19 protein-coding genes are annotated in these 19,637 nt (G+C 67.1%); 17 read left to right on the top strand and 2 right to left on the bottom strand.

Annotation, left to right across the window (positions count from 1 at the left end; all coding sequences use genetic code 11):
* Nucleotides 1-75: 75 nt before the first annotated feature.
* Complete coding sequence (locus tag M529_RS45755; RefSeq protein ID WP_021319950.1) at nucleotides 76-351, bottom strand: HU family DNA-binding protein; 276 nt, start codon at nucleotides 349-351, stop codon at nucleotides 76-78.
* A 276-nt stretch (nucleotides 352-627) separates the two neighbouring features.
* Between M529_RS45755 and M529_RS45750 the strand changes: the two genes are divergently transcribed.
* The 17 genes from M529_RS45750 to M529_RS45670 all read left to right on the top strand — a co-directional run bounded on the left by M529_RS45750 (nucleotide 628) and on the right by M529_RS45670 (nucleotide 18,238).
* The gene (locus M529_RS45750; RefSeq protein ID WP_021319949.1) at nucleotides 628-867 is read left to right on the top strand and encodes a hypothetical protein; all 240 of its coding nucleotides are present in this window, start codon (nucleotides 628-630) and stop codon (nucleotides 865-867) included.
* A 278-nt stretch (nucleotides 868-1,145) separates the two neighbouring features.
* Nucleotides 1,146-2,537: a sugar transferase gene (locus M529_RS45745; protein WP_021319948.1), complete on the top strand. Its 1,392-nt coding sequence runs from the start codon at nucleotides 1,146-1,148 to the stop codon at nucleotides 2,535-2,537.
* A gap of 147 nt (nucleotides 2,538-2,684) precedes the next feature.
* Nucleotides 2,685-2,882: a hypothetical protein gene (locus M529_RS49940; protein ID WP_021319947.1), complete on the top strand. Its 198-nt coding sequence runs from the start codon at nucleotides 2,685-2,687 to the stop codon at nucleotides 2,880-2,882.
* A gap of 248 nt (nucleotides 2,883-3,130) precedes the next feature.
* On the top strand, nucleotides 3,131-4,330 hold the full coding sequence (locus M529_RS45735) for an OprO/OprP family phosphate-selective porin (protein ID WP_236617746.1): 1,200 nt from the start codon (nucleotides 3,131-3,133) through the stop codon (nucleotides 4,328-4,330).
* A 55-nt stretch (nucleotides 4,331-4,385) separates the two neighbouring features.
* Nucleotides 4,386-5,174, top strand: a complete 789-nt coding sequence (locus M529_RS45730) for a polysaccharide biosynthesis/export family protein (protein WP_330217790.1) — start codon at nucleotides 4,386-4,388, stop codon at nucleotides 5,172-5,174.
* Nucleotides 5,171-6,583 (top strand): ATP-binding protein, encoded by a 1,413-nt coding sequence (locus M529_RS45725; RefSeq protein WP_021319944.1) that lies wholly within the window; start codon nucleotides 5,171-5,173, stop codon nucleotides 6,581-6,583. Before M529_RS45730 ends, M529_RS45725 begins: the two co-directional genes overlap by 4 nt.
* The gene (locus M529_RS45720) at nucleotides 6,580-7,935 is read left to right on the top strand and encodes a GumC family protein (protein ID WP_021319943.1); all 1,356 of its coding nucleotides are present in this window, start codon (nucleotides 6,580-6,582) and stop codon (nucleotides 7,933-7,935) included. Before M529_RS45725 ends, M529_RS45720 begins: the two co-directional genes overlap by 4 nt.
* Entirely contained in the window at nucleotides 7,932-8,837 is a 906-nt protein-coding gene (locus tag M529_RS45715; RefSeq protein WP_021319942.1) for a P-loop NTPase family protein, read from the top strand. The genes M529_RS45720 and M529_RS45715 overlap by 4 nt, the downstream gene beginning before the upstream one ends.
* A complete protein-coding gene (locus M529_RS45710; RefSeq protein WP_021319941.1) occupies nucleotides 8,834-9,643 on the top strand; it encodes a WecB/TagA/CpsF family glycosyltransferase in 810 nt (269 codons plus the stop codon). Before M529_RS45715 ends, M529_RS45710 begins: the two co-directional genes overlap by 4 nt.
* Nucleotides 9,636-10,904 (top strand): polysaccharide biosynthesis protein, encoded by a 1,269-nt coding sequence (locus M529_RS45705; RefSeq protein WP_021319940.1) that lies wholly within the window; start codon nucleotides 9,636-9,638, stop codon nucleotides 10,902-10,904. The genes M529_RS45710 and M529_RS45705 overlap by 8 nt, the downstream gene beginning before the upstream one ends.
* Complete coding sequence (locus M529_RS45700) at nucleotides 10,901-12,262, top strand: O-antigen ligase family protein (RefSeq protein WP_021319939.1); 1,362 nt, start codon at nucleotides 10,901-10,903, stop codon at nucleotides 12,260-12,262. Before M529_RS45705 ends, M529_RS45700 begins: the two co-directional genes overlap by 4 nt.
* A complete protein-coding gene (locus M529_RS45695) occupies nucleotides 12,259-13,191 on the top strand; it encodes a glycosyltransferase (RefSeq protein ID WP_021319938.1) in 933 nt (310 codons plus the stop codon). Before M529_RS45700 ends, M529_RS45695 begins: the two co-directional genes overlap by 4 nt.
* Nucleotides 13,188-14,129 (top strand): glycosyltransferase family 2 protein, encoded by a 942-nt coding sequence (locus tag M529_RS45690; RefSeq protein ID WP_021319937.1) that lies wholly within the window; start codon nucleotides 13,188-13,190, stop codon nucleotides 14,127-14,129. The genes M529_RS45695 and M529_RS45690 overlap by 4 nt, the downstream gene beginning before the upstream one ends.
* Nucleotides 14,129-15,100, top strand: a complete 972-nt coding sequence (locus tag M529_RS45685; RefSeq protein WP_021319936.1) for a glycosyltransferase family 2 protein — start codon at nucleotides 14,129-14,131, stop codon at nucleotides 15,098-15,100. Before M529_RS45690 ends, M529_RS45685 begins: the two co-directional genes overlap by 1 nt.
* On the top strand, nucleotides 15,097-16,227 hold the full coding sequence (locus tag M529_RS45680; RefSeq protein WP_021319935.1) for an endo-1,4-beta-xylanase: 1,131 nt from the start codon (nucleotides 15,097-15,099) through the stop codon (nucleotides 16,225-16,227). The genes M529_RS45685 and M529_RS45680 overlap by 4 nt, the downstream gene beginning before the upstream one ends.
* A complete protein-coding gene (locus tag M529_RS45675; protein WP_021319934.1) occupies nucleotides 16,224-17,306 on the top strand; it encodes an acyltransferase family protein in 1,083 nt (360 codons plus the stop codon). Before M529_RS45680 ends, M529_RS45675 begins: the two co-directional genes overlap by 4 nt.
* The gene (locus M529_RS45670; protein ID WP_031295667.1) at nucleotides 17,306-18,238 is read left to right on the top strand and encodes a glycosyltransferase family 2 protein; all 933 of its coding nucleotides are present in this window, start codon (nucleotides 17,306-17,308) and stop codon (nucleotides 18,236-18,238) included. The genes M529_RS45675 and M529_RS45670 overlap by 1 nt, the downstream gene beginning before the upstream one ends.
* Here M529_RS45670 and M529_RS45665 read toward each other — a convergent pair.
* Nucleotides 18,223-19,575, bottom strand: coding sequence for a glycoside hydrolase family 16 protein (locus M529_RS45665; RefSeq protein WP_408021334.1), 1,353 nt, complete (start codon nucleotides 19,573-19,575; stop codon nucleotides 18,223-18,225). The two genes, M529_RS45670 and M529_RS45665, sit on opposite strands and share 16 nt — an antisense overlap.
* Nucleotides 19,576-19,637 lie beyond the last annotated feature (62 nt).

Raw genomic sequence — 19,637 nt, 5'->3', positions numbered from 1 at the left:
GGGGCGGGTCTTCCAGCGTCGATCGCGGCGCTGGCCCGCCGAACCCCTCCCGCAAGCGGGAGGGGGCGTTTGAGATCAGCCGTTCAGCTTGTCCTTGACCGCCTTGGCCGGCGCGAACGACAGCTTCTTGGCAGCGGCGATCTGGATGGTTTCGCCCGTGGCCGGGTTGCGACCCTCGCGAGCCGGCGAATCCTTCACCTTGAACTTGCCGAAGCCGTTGATCGACACTTCATCGCCCTTGGCCGCCGCGTCGGCGATGGCGGCGAAGACGCCGTCCACATACTTGCGCGCATCGGCCTTGGTGATGCCCTGAGCAGCCGCAAGGGTGTCGGCGAGATCGCTGTTATTCATGTACTATTGCCTTCCTTTGCATTGGTGATGCGCACCGGCCATAGCGAGAGCGCGCGCGCTGGTCCATCGGGTGAATGTCAGGTTCGGCGTGCAAGCCGTGAATTTCAGGCATGTTTCACCCGAAATCCCTCACGGGAAGGCTCATTCCCGTCGGAATCCGACTTTTCAGGGCCGATTCGGACGGAGGCGTGAGCGAGAGGCGCTTTCCGCTTTCCATCTTCCGACCCGGCGCTATCCTGATCAGGAGCATGGCGGCGCTGGGATGTGGACAGTCCGATGATAGATCTCTCTCCCGATCCCAGAGATAGCGACCGCGACAATGCGGACGCCCTCTCCGCGCCGCGCCATGATCCGGTGGGCGTGCCGCCGGAGAAGGGGCTTCTTCCGACGATCTGGCCCTTCCCCGCCGAAAAGGCGGAGGTCATCATTTCCTTCGTATCGCGTTGGTCCGGTCCCACGGTGCTTGCCGCAGTCGTCATCGGCCTGGGCTGGGCGATTTTCGGCCGCCCGCGCTGAGTCGTCTTCCCGCTTCAGACCCCTCAAGCATTCCGTCGCACCGCTGACCCAGCCTGTCGCCGCTTATCCGCGACGAACGGATGATGCGGGCGGTGCAACAACGGATCGTCGGAAATGCACGCCCGGCTGTCCCAATCAACGTTGTCACCATCAGGCAATTATGTCCTGCTGCTTCGCAACATAAATCAAAGGCAGCGGATGTCTCTCAAGGCTTGTCACCGCTCGTTCCCCCAGGGAGCGGCGTGGTGGGAGACGTCACGACACAAAAAGGGTTGCCGATGTCAAAGATCGATCTGGCGATCGAGGGCGTGCCCCATCGCCAGCCTGCCACCGCCGCGCTTCAGCGGAATGCCAGGCTGTGGCTCTGTGTTTTGCTGGTGCTGGCGGACATGGCCGCCCTCGCCACCGGCTTCGCGCTCGGCATGCGGACGGCGTCCGTGCCGGGACTGGCGCGCGACCTGTGGCAGCCGCTGGCGGCGGGCCTGATGGTCTATGCCATCGTCGCCTTCCATTGCCAGGCCTATAATCCGCGCTGCCTGACCAGCCTCACTGCAACATGCCGCAGTGCAGCAACGGCTTTTGCTGGAACATTGCTGATCTTCCTGCTCGTGCTGTTCTCGGCGAAGGCGACGGGGTCTCTCTCGCGCCTTGGTATCTCCGCTGGCCTGCTGTGCAGCGGGATGCTGCTGGCGGTCCAGCGCGTGCTGATCGTGCATGCCGTGCGCCGCCGATTCGGCGACAGCCTGTTCCCCCAGTTGCTGATCATCGACGAGGCCATCATCCCCGAGGATGTTCGCGGAATGACGATCGTCGACGCCGGTGTCATGGGCCTGAAGGCCGATCTGGACGACCCCTATATGCTGCACCGGCTGGGCATGCTGCTGCGTGATTTCGACCGCGTCGTCATCTCCTGCCCGCCCGACCGCAAAGCCGATTGGGCGCAGATGCTGAAGGGAGCCAACATCCTGGGCGAGATCGTCGCGCCCGAACTTGATTCGCTGGCGCCGCTTGCGGTGCAGAGCTGCCGCGGCGTGCCGACGCTGGTGGTGGCGCGCGGACCGCTGAACCTCGCCAACCGGGCGAAGAAGCGGCTGCTCGACATCGCCCTGACGGTGCCAGTGCTGATCGCGTTCGCGCCCTTGATGATCGTCGTGGCGATCGCGATCCGCCTCGATTCGCCGGGGCCGATCTTCTTCCGCCAGGAGCGGATCGGCCGCGGCAACCGGCTGTTCGCCATCCTGAAGTTCCGCAGCATGCGGGTGGAACAGTGCGACACCGCCGGTGCAACCTCCACCCGCCGGGACGATGACCGCATCACCCGCGTCGGCCGCTTCATCCGCAAAACCAGCATCGACGAGCTGCCGCAGCTCATCAATGTACTGCTCGGCGAGATGAGCCTGGTCGGTCCTCGCCCCCACGCCCTCGGTTCGACGGCGGAAGAGCAGCTGTTCTGGCAGGTCGATCGCCAATATTGGCATCGTCACGCCCTGAAGCCCGGAATCACCGGCCTGGCGCAGATCCGTGGTTTCCGCGGCGCCACCGAAACGCGCCGCGACATCCTGAACCGGGTCGAGGCCGATCTCGAATATCTCCACGGCTGGAGCCTGATGCGCGACATCGCCATCCTGATCGGCACGGTCAACGTGTTGGTACACAGAAACGCCTACTGACCATCTGCATCTTTCCGCGCCCTTGCCGCGCACAGACCACCGCCATTTTTGCGACGAAACGAGGCCCCTTTGCGGGCCTCGTAAACTTTTTGTGAACCGTAAAATGGTATATGAACGTTTGTTCAGAAAGTGGCTAGGACAAGACCGGTGGCGGACGAGATTGCAACGATTGCCGCAGCGCAGCCCAAGGCTGGACATGCTAGGACCATCACGCACCCCTCTCAGCAGGTTGCGGATCAGAACATTGTCGATCGCGCGGAAAACGCCATCCAGTTGCTGTCGCGCTGGGCAGGCATCCTTGCTTTCGTCGGGGCCGTAGCGGGAATCGCCTGGCTCATCTTCTGAGGGTTCATCCCTTTTCCTTGCTCCCAGATTAACCATTTCGCCGGTCGTTTTTTTACCGTAACGACATGCGGCACGGCTATGAAACGAGCCGTTGCTTTGGCGCGACCAGTCGCATCCGCCCCTGTGGGTTTTGCGCACAATTCAGATTAGCATCGCCTCATTGCTGCAATGCAATAAGGATTCTGTGCTTGCAAAGTTTTGAACACCTGCGGTTGCGGGCGCGATGTTGTGCGTCTGCAACATCGGATTTGGCTTGGCCCCGAGCGGCGGTTGCGGCTGTACTGGGCGGTGCCGTGATGGCCGGCGGCTTGCCCGTGCCGGCCCGTGCGCAACAGGCGCAGGCACCGGCACAAGGCGACAACAGCCAGAAGAAGCTCGGGCTCCAGATCACCACCGGGCTCGACATACTTTACGACGACAACGTCTATCGCGTGGACGATCGGAGCGAGGATCCGACCGCCGACGTGATCGTCACGCCATCCGTCGAGTTGGGCTATGCCCATCCCATCGGCCGCCATGAAATCGCGATTCGCGCCAAGGCCGGTTATGACCAGTTCCTGTCCGAAGGGCAGCGCAGCAAGCTGCGGCTGGACGGCGAGGCGAAGGCCACCATCCTCTTCGGCGCGACCTGCGGCCTCACCCCGCGTGCTGCCTATCGACAGCAACGCGCCGACTATGGGGATCTCAACCAGGCCACGGAAAATCTCCAGCGTTTCTCCACCCTTGGGGCGGATCTGTCCTGCGAGCGGCCGGGCCTGTTTCCGCTGGCGGGCTACCAGCGCGACACCACCCGCAATGCCGACCGCTTCGATTATGCCGACCAGACGAGCGACACGTTCCGCGGCGGCATCGGTTACAACAAACCCAGCTTCGGCACGCTGACGGCCTATTATGAGCGCACGGTCAGCGACCGCCGCAAGCTGGCCATCAAAAACCGGATCAATGCCTATGCGCTGCGTTTCCGGCGATCGGTGTCGCCGATCACCCAGGTCGACGCGGAGCTGCGCTGGCTGGATGTGTCGAGCGATTCGGCCGCGGTGGGCGACTATCACGGGCTGGGCTGGAATGCCCGGCTGACGAGCGGCATCATCCCGCGCCTCCGGCTGACGGCGGAAACCGAGCGCAGCATCGTCAACGACAGCCTGATCGCCAGCGGCTTTGCGATCAGCTCACGCTATCGGATCGGCGGAGAGTTCGCGATCAGCGAGCTGACCTCGGCGGGCCTGTATGCCGAATGGGAACGGCGCCGTTTCCGGCAGGACGCGGCGCTGCGTCCCTTCTCGATCAGCGCGGATCGCAACATGCGCCTGGGCGCCACGCTGCAACGCAAGCTGACCGACCGTTTCGACCTGATGCTGGACGCGCAGCACTATCGGCGGCGCACCGACACCAGCGTCTCCAACTACAGCGGCACCCAGGTGACGCTGTCCGCCGTCCTGCGATTTTGACCTCAACCACAAGATGGGAGCACGTGCTGTGACAGCCAGAGACTTCCTCAAGACCATTCCTCTCCTGCCCCTGCTGCTGGCGGCGCCACCGCTGCAGGCCCAACCCGCGGGCGCCGCGGCCACGGCGGCGGCCTCCCCCGCCGCCGCGAGCGCCGGCTATCAGCTCGGCCCCGATGACGAGGTGAAGATCGCCGTCTTCGGCCAGCCGGACCTGTCCACCACCACCCGCATCAAGGCGGACGGTACCGTCACGCTGGCGCTGATCGGTCCCGTGCCGGCGCAGGGCAAGACCACCGCGCAGCTCGCCGATACGATCGCCGCCAGCTATGCGGGCGGCGGATATCTCACCAAGCCGTCAGTCAACGTCGAGGTGAGCAATTATGTCAGCCGCTTCGTCACGGTGCTGGGCAATGTGCCGCAGGCGGGCAACTATCCGCTCGACCATGGCTATACCGTCGCGTCGATGCTGGCGAAGGCCGGCGGTGCGACCGCCAATGGCGCGAACGCGGTCATCCTCACTCCCGCCGACGGCAGCGGCCCGGTACGCATTTCACTCGCCGACATGAGCGCGGGCGCCGGGCGGACGCTCAATCCCGGGGACATCCTGTTCGTGCCCCCCGCCGAGAAGGTCTATGTCTATGGCCAGGTGCAGGAGCCCGGCGCCTTCTCCTACGTGCCGGGCCAGACCTTCCGCCAGGCGCTGGCGCTGGCCGGCGGCCCGACGCTCGCCGGATCGACGAAACGGATCAAGGTGCGCCGCGAGGGCAAGGAAATCGAGCAGGCCAATCTGGACGATCCGGTGAAGCCCGAAGACGTCCTCATCATCCGGGAGAAGCTGTTTTGACGGCGATCGACCACAGCTTCGCCCCGGATCGGCCGAGCGGCGGTTTCCTGGCCCGGCTTTTCGGCTGGCCCCGGCGCGGCGCCGCGGAACGGCGCGCCATTCCCGTCCAGCCTCCCCTGCTGCTGGAGGAAGCGGCCCAGCCCGGCTTTCACCGGTCAGAACCGGAGGCCGGGGATGAGGCGCCCCGCCCCCTGGCCATGGGCATGATGGCCGTACCGCTGCGTCCGATCAGCCTGCGGCGGGATTCGATCTACAACGCCTTCAACACGGCCATGCCGGTGACCGACAGGCACGGCCTGACCGGACGCAACCAGGAGTTGGAGCGGCTCGTCGAGGCAATCGTCGTGCAGCGGCGCCATGCGATCATTTTCGGCACGCGTGGATCGGGCAAGACCTCGCTCGCCCGCGTGTTCGGCGACCTTGCCGATGAGGCTGGATGTGTCGCACTGTACGGATCGGCGAGCGGGGACTCCGATTTCGACTCGCTGTTCCGGCCTTTCCTTGCCGAGCTGCCCATGAGCGCGGCAGGCAAGGACCGGATCAAAGCTCTGGCGGACAGCCCGCTGGATGTGGCGCGCCTCGCCAGCCTGCTGGTGGAGGAAGTGCGGCAGCGCTCGATCCTCATCATCGACGAATATGACCGGCTGCTGTCCGAAGCCACGAAGCAGGAGGTCGCGACGCTGCTGAAGCTTCTGACCGACATTCATTCGCCGGTCCAGGTTGTGCTGGTGGGCATCGCCGGCGATGTGGACGGACTGATCGCCGCGCATCCCTCGCTGCGCCGGCATCTGGCGCCCCAGCGCGTCAGCCCCATTCCCAAGCCGGAGCTGGAGCGGCTGTTGCTGAGCTGCGGCGAGAATGCGGGCCTCGCGATCGATCCCGATGCGCTGGATGCGCTGGCGGGCGCGGCGATGGGGTCGCCCTATCATGCGCGCCTGTTCGGCATGCAGGCGGCGCTGGTCGCCGAGGCGGCGGGACGCGACCGGCTGACCGCCGGCGACGCGGAACGCGGCCTCACTTCGGCGCTGGAGGATTGGGCGGAGATGAGCGTCGCGACCCATGCCTGGTTCGCGCGGCTGCTGGCCGACGCCGACGCCGATCGCCGGATGGTGGCGCTGGCCGGGATCGTCGCATCGCAGATGTCGGCCGTCTCGGTCGATCGCCTGGCGCTGGCCGCGACGGAGATATGGGACGAGGCATCGAGCCTGGAGGAAAGGGCGCGCAATGCGATCGCCAGGCTCCAGCCCGTGCTCGTCGCCACGCCGGCAGGCGACCACTGGATGTTCGAGGATACGCTGGCACCGCAGTTCCTGCTGCTGATGGCGAAGCGGCCGGCGCGCAGCGTCGCGCCGGCGCCAACCCCCGCCGCCGAGATGCGAGCCATGATGCGAGGAGTGGACGGGCTATGAACATGAACCCCATCGACCTGCTGAACGCGCTGCGGGCGCGCTGGCGCGTCGCCGCGCTGGTCGGCGCCATCCTGTTCCTGCTGGTGGCGATCGCGGCCTTCCTTCAGCCGCGCCACTATATGGGCACCTCGTCCCTGCTGCTCGATCTGTCGCAGACCGACCCGACCGACAGCAGCACAGAACAGGGACGGGTCGACACGGAAAGCATCATCGGCACCCAGACCGACGTCATCCGCAGCGCCAAGGTAATCAACGCAGTGGCGCGCGAAGCCGGCTTCGTCGACGCGCTGCCCAAGGAGATGCCCGAGGAGGCGCGGCTGCAGCAGGCGGCGGCGCGGGTGCGCAAGGGGCTGTCGGTGAACACCGGCCGCCAGAGCAACGTGCTCCAGCTCCAGTTCCTCGATGCCGATCCCGTGGTGGCGGCGAAGGTCGCAAACCTGGCGGCGCAGATCTACATGCGCGAACAGGTGGAACTGCGCGCATCCCCCGCCCGCGGATCGGCCAAATGGTTCAACGAGCAGACGGAGGAGGTGCGCCACCGCTACGAGCTGGCGCAGAAGAAGCTGTCCGACTTTCAGCGGGCCCATGACATCATCGGCATCAACCGCATGGACCTGGAGGCGGAAAAGCTCAAGAACCTGTCCTATCACCTGACCCAGGCGCAGGCGGAGGCGGCGGCAGCGCGTTCCAAGGCCGGTGCCGGATCGGTTTCCGACATCGAAGGATCGCTGATCGTCCAGAACCTGCAGCAGGAGGTGGCGACACAGGCCGCGCGGGTCAAGGAGCTGTCCAAGACGCTCGGCCCGAACCACCCGACGATGGCCGCCGCCAACGCCCAGCTTTCCGAACTCCAGTCGAAGCTCGCTGCGGCGCGCGGCAGCCAGTCCGGCGCGGTCCGCGCCAACAGCGTCGCCGCCAACCGCCGCGAAGGCGATCTCAAGGCCAATATGGCGGCGCAGGAAGATCGTATGATCCGCATGTCGGATGTGCAGGACCAACTGATGGTGATGCAGCGCGATGTCGATGCAGCGCGGCAGACCTACGACACGGTGCGCCAGCGCTTCAACGAGGCGGCACTCAAGAGCCAGATCTCCCAGCCCAATGCCAGCCTGCTGGACGAGGCGTCGGTGCCACTGCTGCCGGCGACGCCCAATATCCCGCTCTGGCTGGTGGGCGGCGTCGCGCTCGGCCTGATCGGCGGCGTCGCCTTCGTGGTGCTTGCCGAAATCCTCAACCCCCGCGTGCGTTCGGCCAGCGGCCTCGCCCGCGCCACCCAGGTCGACGTGATCACCGAACTGATGCCGGCCCCCGCCATGGGCGGCTGGTTCCTCAAGCGACAGGAGGCCGCATGAGACTGCGTTCCACGGCTAGCGCCCATCCGCATCTGACCGCCGCCCCCCAGGCGGGCCTCAAGCCGAAAGGACGGGACGAACGCGTGCTTGCGCGCTTGGCAGTCGACCATGGCTTCCTTGCCGAGCCGGACATGGGCCGCGTCGAGGCGCACGGCCAGGCCAACGGCCTTTCCTTTGCCGAGGCGGCGGTGGACCTGGGGCTCATGGACCGGGACGCGGCAGCCCTGCTGACCGCGATGCAGGGGGGCTTCAGCCTGCTGTCGCCGGGCGACCCGCGCATCGACCCGCTGGTCGTCAGCGCCTTCGATCCCGCCGATCCCTATGCGGCCAAGGTCCGGGCGATCCGCGCGCGGATGCGGCGGGCCGCCGGAAGCGCGGACGGCGCGGCGCTGCGCTTTGCTATCCTGTCGGTCGACGCGGGGGACGAGGCGGCGATCCTGGCGGCCAACCTGGCCGTGGCGATGGCCCAGATGGACGGGCAGACGATGCTGGTCGACGTCGACCTCGACAATCCCTCGCTCGACCGCCTGTTCCGCATCGCCAACAAGACGGGCCTTGCCGAGCAGCTGACCGGCGGCACCGCACTGCTCCCGGCCGCGCGGACGGCGATCGAGGATCTGTGGCTGATGACTGCGGGACGCGCATCCGGCAGCGCGGCAAGCCTGATCACCAGGGGGCCGCTGGCGGAAACGGCGGCGGGCTGGGGCCTGCGCGAAACGTCGATGCTCTTCTCCCTCGCCGAGCGCGAAGGCGGGCAGACGCCCTTCGGCAGCATTCTTGCCGGCTTCGACGCGGTGACCTTGGTCGCCCGGCGCGGCGACACGCGGATCGCCGGGATGCGACGCATCATCGACGACCTGGACCGGCATGGCGTCGCCATCGCCGGGACGGTGATCGCATGAGCGCCGAGCATGCCCTGGGCAGAGACCTGCCGCTGCCCCCCGCCCCCCGGCCCGAGGGCGAGATCGCGCATGTCGGCGGTGTGCCGGTGTCGACGCTCTCGCTCCAGGCACTCATCGACCGAATGCTGGCCGAGGCGCCGGTTCGAAGGATGCTGGGACAGCGGGCGTTGCTGGTTTTCGACTGCAATGGCCAGGGGCTGTCGATGAACGCCACCGACCCCGCCTTTGCGCGCGACCTCGCGCAGGCAGACCTGATCCATGCCGATGGACAGGTGATCGTCATGGCCTCCCGCTGGCTCGGCGGGCCGGTCATCGTCGACCGGTCGAGCACGACCGACATGTTCACCGACAGCCTGAAGCCGGCCGCGCGGGCCGGCGTCAGCTATTATCTGCTGGGCGCCGACGAGGGCGTCAACGCCGCCTGCGCCCGGAAGATCCTGGAAATGGCGCCGGGCCTGAAGGTCGCGGGCCGCCGCAACGGCTTCTGGCGGCCGGAGGAAGAGGACGCGATCATCGACGCGATCAACGCCGCCGCGCCCGACGTCCTGTGGGTCGGCACCGGCAAGCCGCGCGAACAGGCGTTCTGCGTGCGCAACCGCGACCGGATCAAGGCGGGCTGGATCGTCAGCTGCGGCGGCCTGTTCAACTATATCACCGGCGACTATCCCCGCGCGCCGCTATGGATGCAGAAGGCCGGGCTGGAGTGGCTGCACCGCATGGCCACCCGGCCGCGCCAACTCGCCTGGCGGTACATCACGACCAATCCCCACGCCTTGTGGCTGATCTGGAAGCACCGCCATGGCTGACGCGCCCGTCGCGGCGCGCCGCGTCCAACGCCTTGGTAGCATATTCGGCCGGTTCGGGCTCGCCAGCCTGTCGTCGGCGATCGTGTCGGTCAGTCATCTGCTGGTGCAGATCTTCTCGATCCATCACCTGGGCACCAGCGCGATCGGCACGCTCGCCTTCCTGCTCGTCATCATCCAGTTCGGCTACAGCCTGTCGAACGCGCTGGTCGCCACGCCCTATACCATCGCGGTCAACCAGCATGAGGAGCATGACCCGGCGGCCCATGCCTTCTTCTATCCGGTGAACCTGTTGCTGTGCATGGCGCAGGGGCTGGTTTGCGGCGCCATCGCCTGGGTCATGGCGACGCCGATGGCCGCGCTGGTCTTTGGCGTGACCGGCATGCTCCAGCTGGTGCGCTGGTTCGGCCGTTCCAATGCCTATGCCCATCATGCGCCTGCCCGTGCCGCACGGTCGGACATCGCCTATGCGGCCACGATATTGGTCGGCCTGCTGGTGGCGATGCGCACCGGCGCGACGCTGCCCTCCATCGGCGGCATCCTGCTGCTGGCGAGTCTGGCCGGGCTTCTCCCTTTCGGTGTCGCCTATCTGCGCGACCATTTCGCCCTGGCGCCGGTCGAGGCGCTGCGCCGCTACCGCCCGGTCTGGCGCGACCAGTCCGCCTGGACACTGGTCGGCGTGCTCTCGACCGAGGCGACGTCCAACGCGCACAGCTATGGCGTGACGCTGCTGGCGGGGCCGGCGGCCTTCGCGCCGATCGCGGTGGGCATGCTGTTCTTCCGCCCGGTCAATGTCTGCATCACCGCGCTGACCCAGCTGGAGCGTCCCCGCATGACCCGCGCCGTGGCGCGTGGGGACCATGAGGCGGCGATCCGGTCGGAGCGCGTGTTCATGGGCGCGCTGGTGATGCTGTGGCTGGCGACATGCGTGCTGGCGGCGGTGGTGCTGTACGGCTTTCCGGAGCTGATCCTGAAACCGACGCTGGACCATGGCACCGTCGCCACCGCGGTGCTGCTCTGCGCCCTCCTATCGCTCATCCAGTGCATTCAGACCCCGATGAGCGTGATGACGCAGGCACGGCGCGCATTTCGGCCGCTTGCAGCCCAGAGCCTGCGCAGCTGCGGCGTGGGCATCGTCGCGGTCGCGGCCCTCACGCTCGCGACGACACCCGTCTTCTCGGTAGCAGGTGTCGTCCTGTCCCAGCTGGTGATGATGCTCGGCATCTGGCGGCTCGACCGGCAGTGGCGGGAGGCGCGCGGATGACGACCGCCGTCTGGCAGCGCAGCGCGAGCCTCCTCCCGCAAACCAGGGAGCCGGAGAAGGAGAGCGCACGCCTCGTCCTCGTCGCGCAGGCGTTCTATTTCATCTTCCTGATGATGGTCTTCATCGGCCAGCAGCCCTTCGCATCGCGCACGCAGGAAGAGCTGGTGGCGATGGCGCAGGACAATAACGGGTCCGACCTGTTCAAGCAGGCGCTGTTCATCGGCTTCGCTCTGCTGCTGACGGGGGTGCAGCTGGTGCGGCGCTATCCGCCGCGCTATCGTTTCACCCTCTGGCCGCTGGCCATCATGCTGGGCTGGTTCTTCATCACCTGCAGCTGGGGCGTCGATCCCTTCGTGTCGTTCAAGCGCGCGATGCAGCAGTTGATCGTGATCTACATCACCTTCAGCGCCCTGTCGCTGATCGGGCCGGAGCGGCTGATGCAGGCGCTGCGCTACGCGCTGATCGTCTCGCTCGTCATATGTTGGGTGTCGCTGCCGCTGACGCCGGCCGCGGTCCATCCGCCGAGCGAAAGCGACCAGGCGCTGGTTGGCGCGTGGCGCGGCTTCTTCTTCCACAAGAATATCGCCGGGGCGGTGATGGCGCTCTGCTTCATGGTGTGCGTCAACGCCTGGGTGGACACCAAGAAATGGGTGTATGTGCTGTTCGCCGCGATGGCCTTCGTCTTTGTGGTGGGCACGAAGAGCAAGACGTCGCTCGCCCTCTCCTTCGGCATCCTAGGGGTCTGCGCGGTCTATCGGCTGTTGAGCGATTCGACCCAGCGCCGGGCGATCCTGCTGCTGCTCGTCGGGATCGGCATGGTCGGCTTCCTGTGGCTCTACGTCGTCTATCAGCCGACGATCGAGCGCCTGTTCGCCGATCCCACATCCTTCACCGGGCGCGTGTCGATCTGGGAGGTCGATCTTGCCTATCTGAAGGACCATCCCTTCCTGGGGGCGGGGTTTGGCGGCTTCTGGCAGGTGGGCGCCCGTTCCCCGGCGTTCGACTATCTGAACCAGGAATTTCAGCTGCTGACGGCGCATTCGCATAACGGCTATCTGGAAATCCTGGTGACGACGGGACCGATCGGGCTGATCCTGCTCCTCATTTCCTTCGTAGCCCTGCCCGCCTGGTGGTTTCTGACCGGCGCCAATGCGGAGAACCGGCGGCTGATGGTCCCGGCCTTCGCGCTGTGGGTGTTCGTCCTCTACCAGAACCTGCTGGAAACATCCTTCTTCGACAAGGACAGGCAGGTCTGGGTGATCTTCCTCGCGGCGATGGCGACCGCGCACGCCACCTACAAGGCGCGCCCGCAGGTCGCATGGCATCGCCGCTTTCTTCAGCAGCCGGAGACCGCATGATGGCGAGCGTCATTATCTGCATTCCCACCTGCAGCCGACCGCAGGGAATCCGGCGGACGCTGGATTCGCTGGCGGCGCTCGATACCCGCCACGCCGTCGAGGTCATCGTCGGCGACAATGATGCCGAGCGGCAGGAAGGAGTGGCCGTCGTCGAGGCGCTGGCGTCGCGCGGCTGGCGCTGGCCGATCGAAGCGCTGCCGGTTCCCGAGCGGGGCATCCCGCATGTCCGCAACCGGCTGGTCGAGGCGGCGCTGGCGCGACCGGGCGTCACCCATGTGGCAATGATGGACGACGACGAGGCTGCGTCGCCCGGCTGGGTCGATGCTTTGGTCGAAGCCGCGGCGCAATGGGACGCCGATGTCGTGGGCGGCGCCGTGCTGCGCGAGATGGATAGCGACCTGGCCAATTGGGCGACGCGGCATCCCCTGCTCCAGCCGAAGTCGCGCGGTCGTTCCGGCATCGTAACATTGGTCGACAGCACCGCCAATGTTCTGGTGCGCGCAGAAGCATTGCGGCGGATGGGGCGGCGTCCCTTTGACGAGCGCATGGCGCTGACGGGCGGGTCCGACAAGCAGCTCTTCACCCGCATGCAGCGTGCCGGCATGCGCTTCGCCTGGTCGGAGGAAGCGACCGTTACCGAGCTGATCCCGGCCAGCCGCGTCACGGCGAAATGGCTGCTGATGCGCGGCTATCGCGTCGGCATGACCGACATGATGGTCGAGCGCTTCCACAAGGGCCGGCTGCGCACGGCGGCCGGGGAGATGCCGCGCATCGCCGCCGGGTTTGTCGTCGGCGCCGTAGGCCCCCTCCTCACCCTCGACCGCGGCAAGCGGGTGGAGCGGCTGGGCAAGCTCTACCGCGCGGCCGGTAAGGTCGCCGGCCTCACTGGCCTGCGCTACGAAGAATATCGAAAGGTGCACGGCGCATGACGCAGCCCCCCTTCTTCTCTGTCGTGATCCCGCTCTACAACCGCGCGCATCTGGTGGCGGACACCATCCAGTCGGTGCGGTCGCAGGACTGGACGGACTATGAGATCATCGTGGTCGACGACGGGTCGCGCGACGATCCCGAGCCGGTGATCGCGGCGATCGGCGACGCGCGCGTGCGATACATCCGGCAGGAGAATGCAGGAGGAGGCGCGGCGCGCAACCGAGGCATAGAGGCGGCGGTCGGGCGCTACATCGCCTTCCTCGATTCCGACGACCTGTTCCTGCCCGGCAAGCTGTCCACCATGGCGCTGGCGCTGGCGGGCGACGACGGATCGACCGTGCTCTATTCCCGGATGAAGGTCGACCGGGGCGTCGACCGTTACTGGATACGGCCCGACCGCGGCATCCGCGAGGATGAGGATGTCGGCGAATATCTGTTCTGCGCCAACCAGTTCATGCAGACGTCCACCATGGTCGTGCCGACCGCGCTGGCGCAGCGGGTGCTGTTCGACCCGGCGCTGAAGAAGGGGCAGGACCTGGATTTCTGCGTGCGGTTGCAGGCGGCAGGCGCCCATTTCCGCATGATCGACCGGGCGCTGACGGTCTGGCTGGACGCGACCGAGGCGGGGCGGACCTCCTATGTCCGGGGCTATGAGACCTCGCTCGACTGGCTCGACCGCTGCGGCCACATGCTGACCGATCGGGCGCGGCGCGGCTATCGCGCGACGGTGCTCGCCTATCACATGGCGCCGATCCGCCCGGTGGCGGCGATCCGCGACCTCCTGCTCGGCTGGCTGAGGGGCGGCGTGCCGCCCCGGGTGATCGCGCGGCAGATCCTGCGCTCCTATCTGCCCAAGCCGCTCTACCGGACGCTGGTCAACGGCTTCGTCCTTCGCTTCGGCAAGGCCGATGCCCTGAGCGGCGCTGCCCGACCGTGATGGCGTCCTGGCAACCGACGTCCCGGCTTCAGGAGGAAGCCGCCGTCCCGATCTTTTCGGTGGTGATCCCGACCTATCAGCGGCGCGACATGGTGGTCGGCGCGGTGCTGTCCGCGCTGGAGCAGACCGTGCCGCTGATCGAGGTCATCGTCGTGGTGGACGGATCGACCGACGGCACCGAAGCGGCGCTGGCGCAGATCGGCGATCCGCGCCTGCGAGTCCTGTCCCAGCCCAATCGCGGTGCGGCGGCGGCGCGCAATGCGGGGATCGACGCCGCGCTGGGGCGCTATGTCGCGTTCCTCGATTGCGACGACCGTTTCCTGCCGCATCATCTGGCGGACCTCCTCCCCCTGTTGCAGCAGAGCGACGAGGTGGTGGCCTATGGGCAGGTGTTGGCCGACCGGGGCGCGGGACGCAATTTCCTGAAGCCGCCGCGCGCGATTGCCAGCGACGAGGCGATCGATCGCTACCTGATGTGCGACCGGGGCTTCATCCAGACCAGCAGCCTGGCGCTCAGCCGCCCGCTCGCGGGCAGGGTGCGCTACCGGGAGGATGTGAGATTCGGCGACGATACCGACTTTGCCGTGCGCCTGTCGCTCGCCGGCGCGCGCTTCCTGATGACCGAGCGGCCCGGCACGATCTGGGCCGACCGGCGCGCGGAGCATCGCCTGTCGCATGTCCGCGGCAGCATCGGCAGTCTTGCCTGGCTGCTCGACCTGCGTCCCCACATCTCCCCGCGCGCCTTTGCCGCCTATATGGGCTGGCATGCGGCCAAGAGCCTCTGGCCGGCGCATCCCACCCAAGCGATGCGCTATTATGTGAAGGCGCTGCTGCGGGGCGCCTTCGGCCCGCGCCTTGCGGCCACGGTGCTGATGCAGATCGTGCTGCCCGACGCGGTCTATCGCAAGCTGTCCGACCGCTGGATCGACTTCGCGCAGCTGGTGAGCGCGGGAAAGCCCAGGCTTCCATGAGGCGGCGCGATTTCCTGGCGGGTGCGGTGGCGCTGGCCGCCTGCTCCCCGATTCCCAAGGGTGCGGCGCAGAGCCCTTCGCCGGAGGGCCTGGCCGCCCATGCGCGCCGTTCGGGCCGGGGCTTCGGCGCGGCCGTCCGGTCGAAGCTGCTGCGCGACGACCCCGCTTTCCGTGCCGCCGTGGTGCGGGAATGCGATGTGCTGGTCGAGGAGTTCGAACTGAAGCGCAGCACCACCCAGCCTGCGCCCGGCAAGTATAATTTCGAGGGTGCGGAGGCGATCGCCGCCTTCGCGCAGGAGCATGGCATGGGCATGCGGGGCCATACGCTGGTCTGGTATGCCGCCAATCCCAAATGGCTGGAGCCGGCGCTGGAGGCCGCGCCCGACGCCGGCGCGCGGCAGAAGCTGATGACCGACTATATCGACACCGCCATGCCCCGCTTCGCCGGGCGCATCGCCGAATGGGACGTGGTCAATGAGGCGGTCGAGCCCGACCAGGGCCGCGCCGACGGGATGCGCATGGACAATCTGTGGTGGCGCGCGATGGGCGAGCGCTACATCGATATCGCGTTCCACCGGGCGCGCGAGGCGGACCCAAAGGCAGTGCTGTACCTGACCGACTACGGGCTGGAGCATGACTCGCCCCGCTGCGAGCGGCGGCGCACGGCGCTGCTCAAGCTGCTGGACCGGTTGAAGGGGCGCGACGTGCCGGTGGATGCGATCGGCATCCAGGGGCACCTGAAGCCCTATAAGGAGCCGTTCAACGATCGGCTGTTCGCGGACTTCCTCGACCGGCTGACCGGCTATGGCGTGCGGCTTTCCGTCACCGAGTTCGACATTGCCGACCTGGGCGGACCGCCCAATCCCGAAAAGCGCGACCGGGAGGTGGCAGCGGTGGGCCGCGCCTTCCTGGACGTGGCGCTGGCGAACCCGGCCATGGGATCGGTCCTCTGCTGGGGCCTGAGCGACCGCTATTCCTGGCTGTCCACCTATCCCGGCTACAAATGGCCCGACGGGCAGTTGTCGCGCGTCCTGCCGCTGGACAGCGACATGGGCCGCAAGCCGTTGTGGGAGGCGATGGCCGCCTCCTTCGACGCTGCCCCCGCAACAAGGTACCGCGTCGCATGAGAATCGCATCCCTGACCGGCCTGCGCGGCATCGCCGCAGTGTCGGTGCTGCTCTATCATATCCCGCATAATCCCGCCTTTGCGCAGTTCGCGATCCCGCTCTTCTCGCGCGCCTATCTGGCCGTCGACCTTTTCTTCATCCTGAGCGGCTTCGTCATTTCCTACGGCTATTATGAGCGGGTCGCCCGCAACCCGTCGGCGAAGCGCTATGGAGATTTCCTGGTCAACCGCATGGCGCGGGTCTGGCCGCTGCATTTCGTCGTGACCATGGTCTTTACCGCGCGCATCCTGCTCAACGTCTCCGGCAGCCAGACCATCGCGCTCGACGCGCCCAATCTGCTGACCAATCTGCTGATGGTGCAGAGCTGGGGATGGGGCACGCAGCCGATCGCGGGCAACAGCTGGTCGGTCAGCACCGAGGTTGCGGCCTATCTGCTCTATCCGCTGATCGCCGCACTCGCCTTTTCCCGCTGGGCCTGGGCGCAACTGGCGCTGGCAGTGGGGGTGCTGGTGCTGGTCGCTGCCTCCGGCCGGGGCGCGAGCGGGCCGCTGGACGTCAATGATTCCGACACGGTGCTGACCCTGCTGCGCTGCCTCGCCGGCTTCTCCCTCGGCGTGATCGCCTATCGCTGCGCCGACCGGGACTGGTGCCGGCGGGTGCTGGCGGGCGCGACGGGCTTCCCGGCGGCGTGCGCGGCGATCGCTCTGGCGCTCCTGCTGCCGGTCGGCGATGTCGTGGTGGTCTGCCTGATGCCGCTGCTGGTGCTGGCCTGCTACTATAACGGCGCCGCGGCGCGCGCGGTGATGGCCAATCGGGTCAGCTTCCACTTCGGCCTCATCAGCTATTCCATCTACCTCTGGCACCCGCTGGTGCGCGACATCGCCGCGCGGGCCATGACCGTGGCGCATGGCCGGGGCATGACCGGCTGGGACGGGCTGTTCGTGCTGGGAATGCTTGCTGCGACGTGGCTGCTCTGTTGGGCGAGCTATCATATGGTCGAGGTGCAGGGGCATCGTGCGATCAAATGGCTGCAGCGTGGCGGGCGCCGGGCCGCACCGACGGCAGGAGCAGCCGCCTGATGCCGCAAAGCGCGCGCATCTGGATCGCCGTGCCGACCTTCCGCCGGCCGGCGCAGCTACGCCACCTGCTCGAGACGCTGGAGCGCGAGGTGCAGCGCGACGACGTGCTGCTGCTGGTGGCCGACAATGACGGCGTGCGGCGGGAGGGCGCGGCGGTCGCGGCCGATCTGGTCCTTCGGGGCTATGCGCTGCCCCTGCGCGCCGTGGTCGTCGAGCGGCCGGGCCTGTGCGCGGTGCGCAACGCCATTGCGGAAACCGCGCTGGCCGACCCGGCGATGCGCCAGCTGGCGATGATCGACGACGACGAATGGCCGCAGTCCGGCTGGCTGGATGCGCTGATCGCGTGCCAGGCGGAAACCGGTGCGGATGCGGTCGGCGGGCCGGTCGAGCCCCATTTCGTCGGCGATCGGCCACGCTGGACGTCGCAGACGCTGGTGTTCCGCCCGGAGGAGCGCCGGGCCGGGCCGACGCCCATGCTGTGGGCCAGCAACAACCTGCTGCTGACGCGCGGGGCGCTGGAACGGGTGCCCGCGCCACGCTTCGACCCGCGTTTCGACCGCAGCGGAGGCGAGGATCTGGATTTCCTGTCCCGGCTGCGCGACGCAGGGGGCCGCTTTGGCTGGGCGCCCGATGCGCGGGTCAGCGAATGGGTGACGCCCGATCGCGCCCGGATCGGCTGGGTGTTCGCGCGCATGTGGCGGATCGGCTTTACCGAGACGGTAAGCCGCCGCAAGCGAGCGAAAGGGCCGGGCGCAACCCTGATGCTCTGCGCGCGGTCGGCGGCCATATTGGTCCTGCGGACGGCCGGGCTCGCCGGCCTGCTGTGGCCAGGCGCGCGGCGCGTCGACATCGCCGGGCAGTGGATCAAGAGCTGGGGGCGCCTCTATGCCCTGGCCGGAGGCGCCCCCGTCCGCCCTTATGGCGCGGAGTAGATCTTGAAGCTGCGGATGATCATGTCACCCGAGCCATCGTCATAGGCGCCGTCGGTCCGCACCGCGACGTCCATGATCGGGTACCAGCGGAAGCCGTTGAACGGATTGACCGACTGGTAGGTCTCCTTCCCGTCGACGAACCAGGTGATGTAGTCGCGCTGGATGTCCACGGCGAAACGGTGGAAGTCTTGCGAATAGCCGGACAGGCCATAGGCCTGCTCCGTCTGAATGACGATGCCGCGCCCCTCATAGCGGGTACTGTTGGCGCCCACATGGATCGTCTGGCCCACATGGCGATCGAAGTCCCAATAGCTCTGGTAGCCGAAACCCTCATAGATATCGATTTCCGGCGGCCAGCCGGCGGTCGAGATCAGCCAGAGAGCCGGCCAGGAGCCGCGCCGGTTCGGCATCCACGCGTCCCATTCATATTGGCCATAGCCGATCTGGGTGTCGAGGAAGTTGCGCCCGTCGAGCACCGTCGCACCATAGTTCCACTGCGCGCCTTCATAGGTGATCGGCGTCTTGAGCTTCTGACTATGGAGCACGAGACCTTTTGTGCCCCAATAGACGGGGCCTTCGATCCCGGGGAAGACCGAAGAATCGAGATAGAGGCCGGTTTCCTGGTTGGCGATCTGGGTGCGGCCGTGAGACAGCGACGTGGCCCAGCGGTTCCAGCCGCCGTCGGGCGAGCGCTTGTGCGTGTCCTTGAGCAGCTCGAACTGAAGGGTGCCGGAAGGCTGGAACGTGCGCGGCGCGCGGAACGTGCCCGTCGCCCTGGGCGTGGCGTCGGTCAGGCTGGTGGCCAGGATGGTCGAGACCGCCTGCCCCTGCAGCCCGCCCCATGGGGCTTCACGCAGTTTCATCTGGAAGAACTGGCCCTCGGCGGCGCTGACGATCGGCACCTCGACCGTCTGCCGCAGAGGATCGCCGGGGCGGAAGATCACCACGGTATCGACCGTCTGATAGTTGCTGCCCGATACCATGCGCGTCGCACCCGAGCCGTTCTGGGTGATGATCCGCGCGATCACCGTGTTCGGCGTCGGCCGGTCAAGCGTCACCGGCACATAGGCGATGTTGACCCCGGGCCGGAATGTCGCATCACCCAGCGACAGCGTCGCCTTTGCCGGCAGACGCGTCCCACCGGCAAAATCGAAATCCGCGAAGTCGGTGCTGGTCGTGTCTGTCGCTGCCGTCGCGCCGACGGTCACCGTCGTCGATGCCGTGACGGCGAGCTTGCTTGTACCGGCGGTCGTTGTCGAACTTACAACCGTCTTAGTGGATGGAGTAATTCCTCCGGATATAATGGCCGCAGCCGCCGCAACGACAGTCACGACCATGGCCCCGGCGCCAAGCGCCGGAGCAGTCAGTTTGATATTCATCTTTTGCAACCCCGTTTTAC

Source organism: Sphingobium ummariense RL-3, from assembly GCF_000447205.1.
Lineage (GTDB): Bacteria > Pseudomonadota > Alphaproteobacteria > Sphingomonadales > Sphingomonadaceae > Sphingobium > Sphingobium ummariense.
The sequence above is the reverse complement of the archived record's forward strand: the minus strand, read 5'-3'. Positions and strand labels throughout refer to the sequence as shown.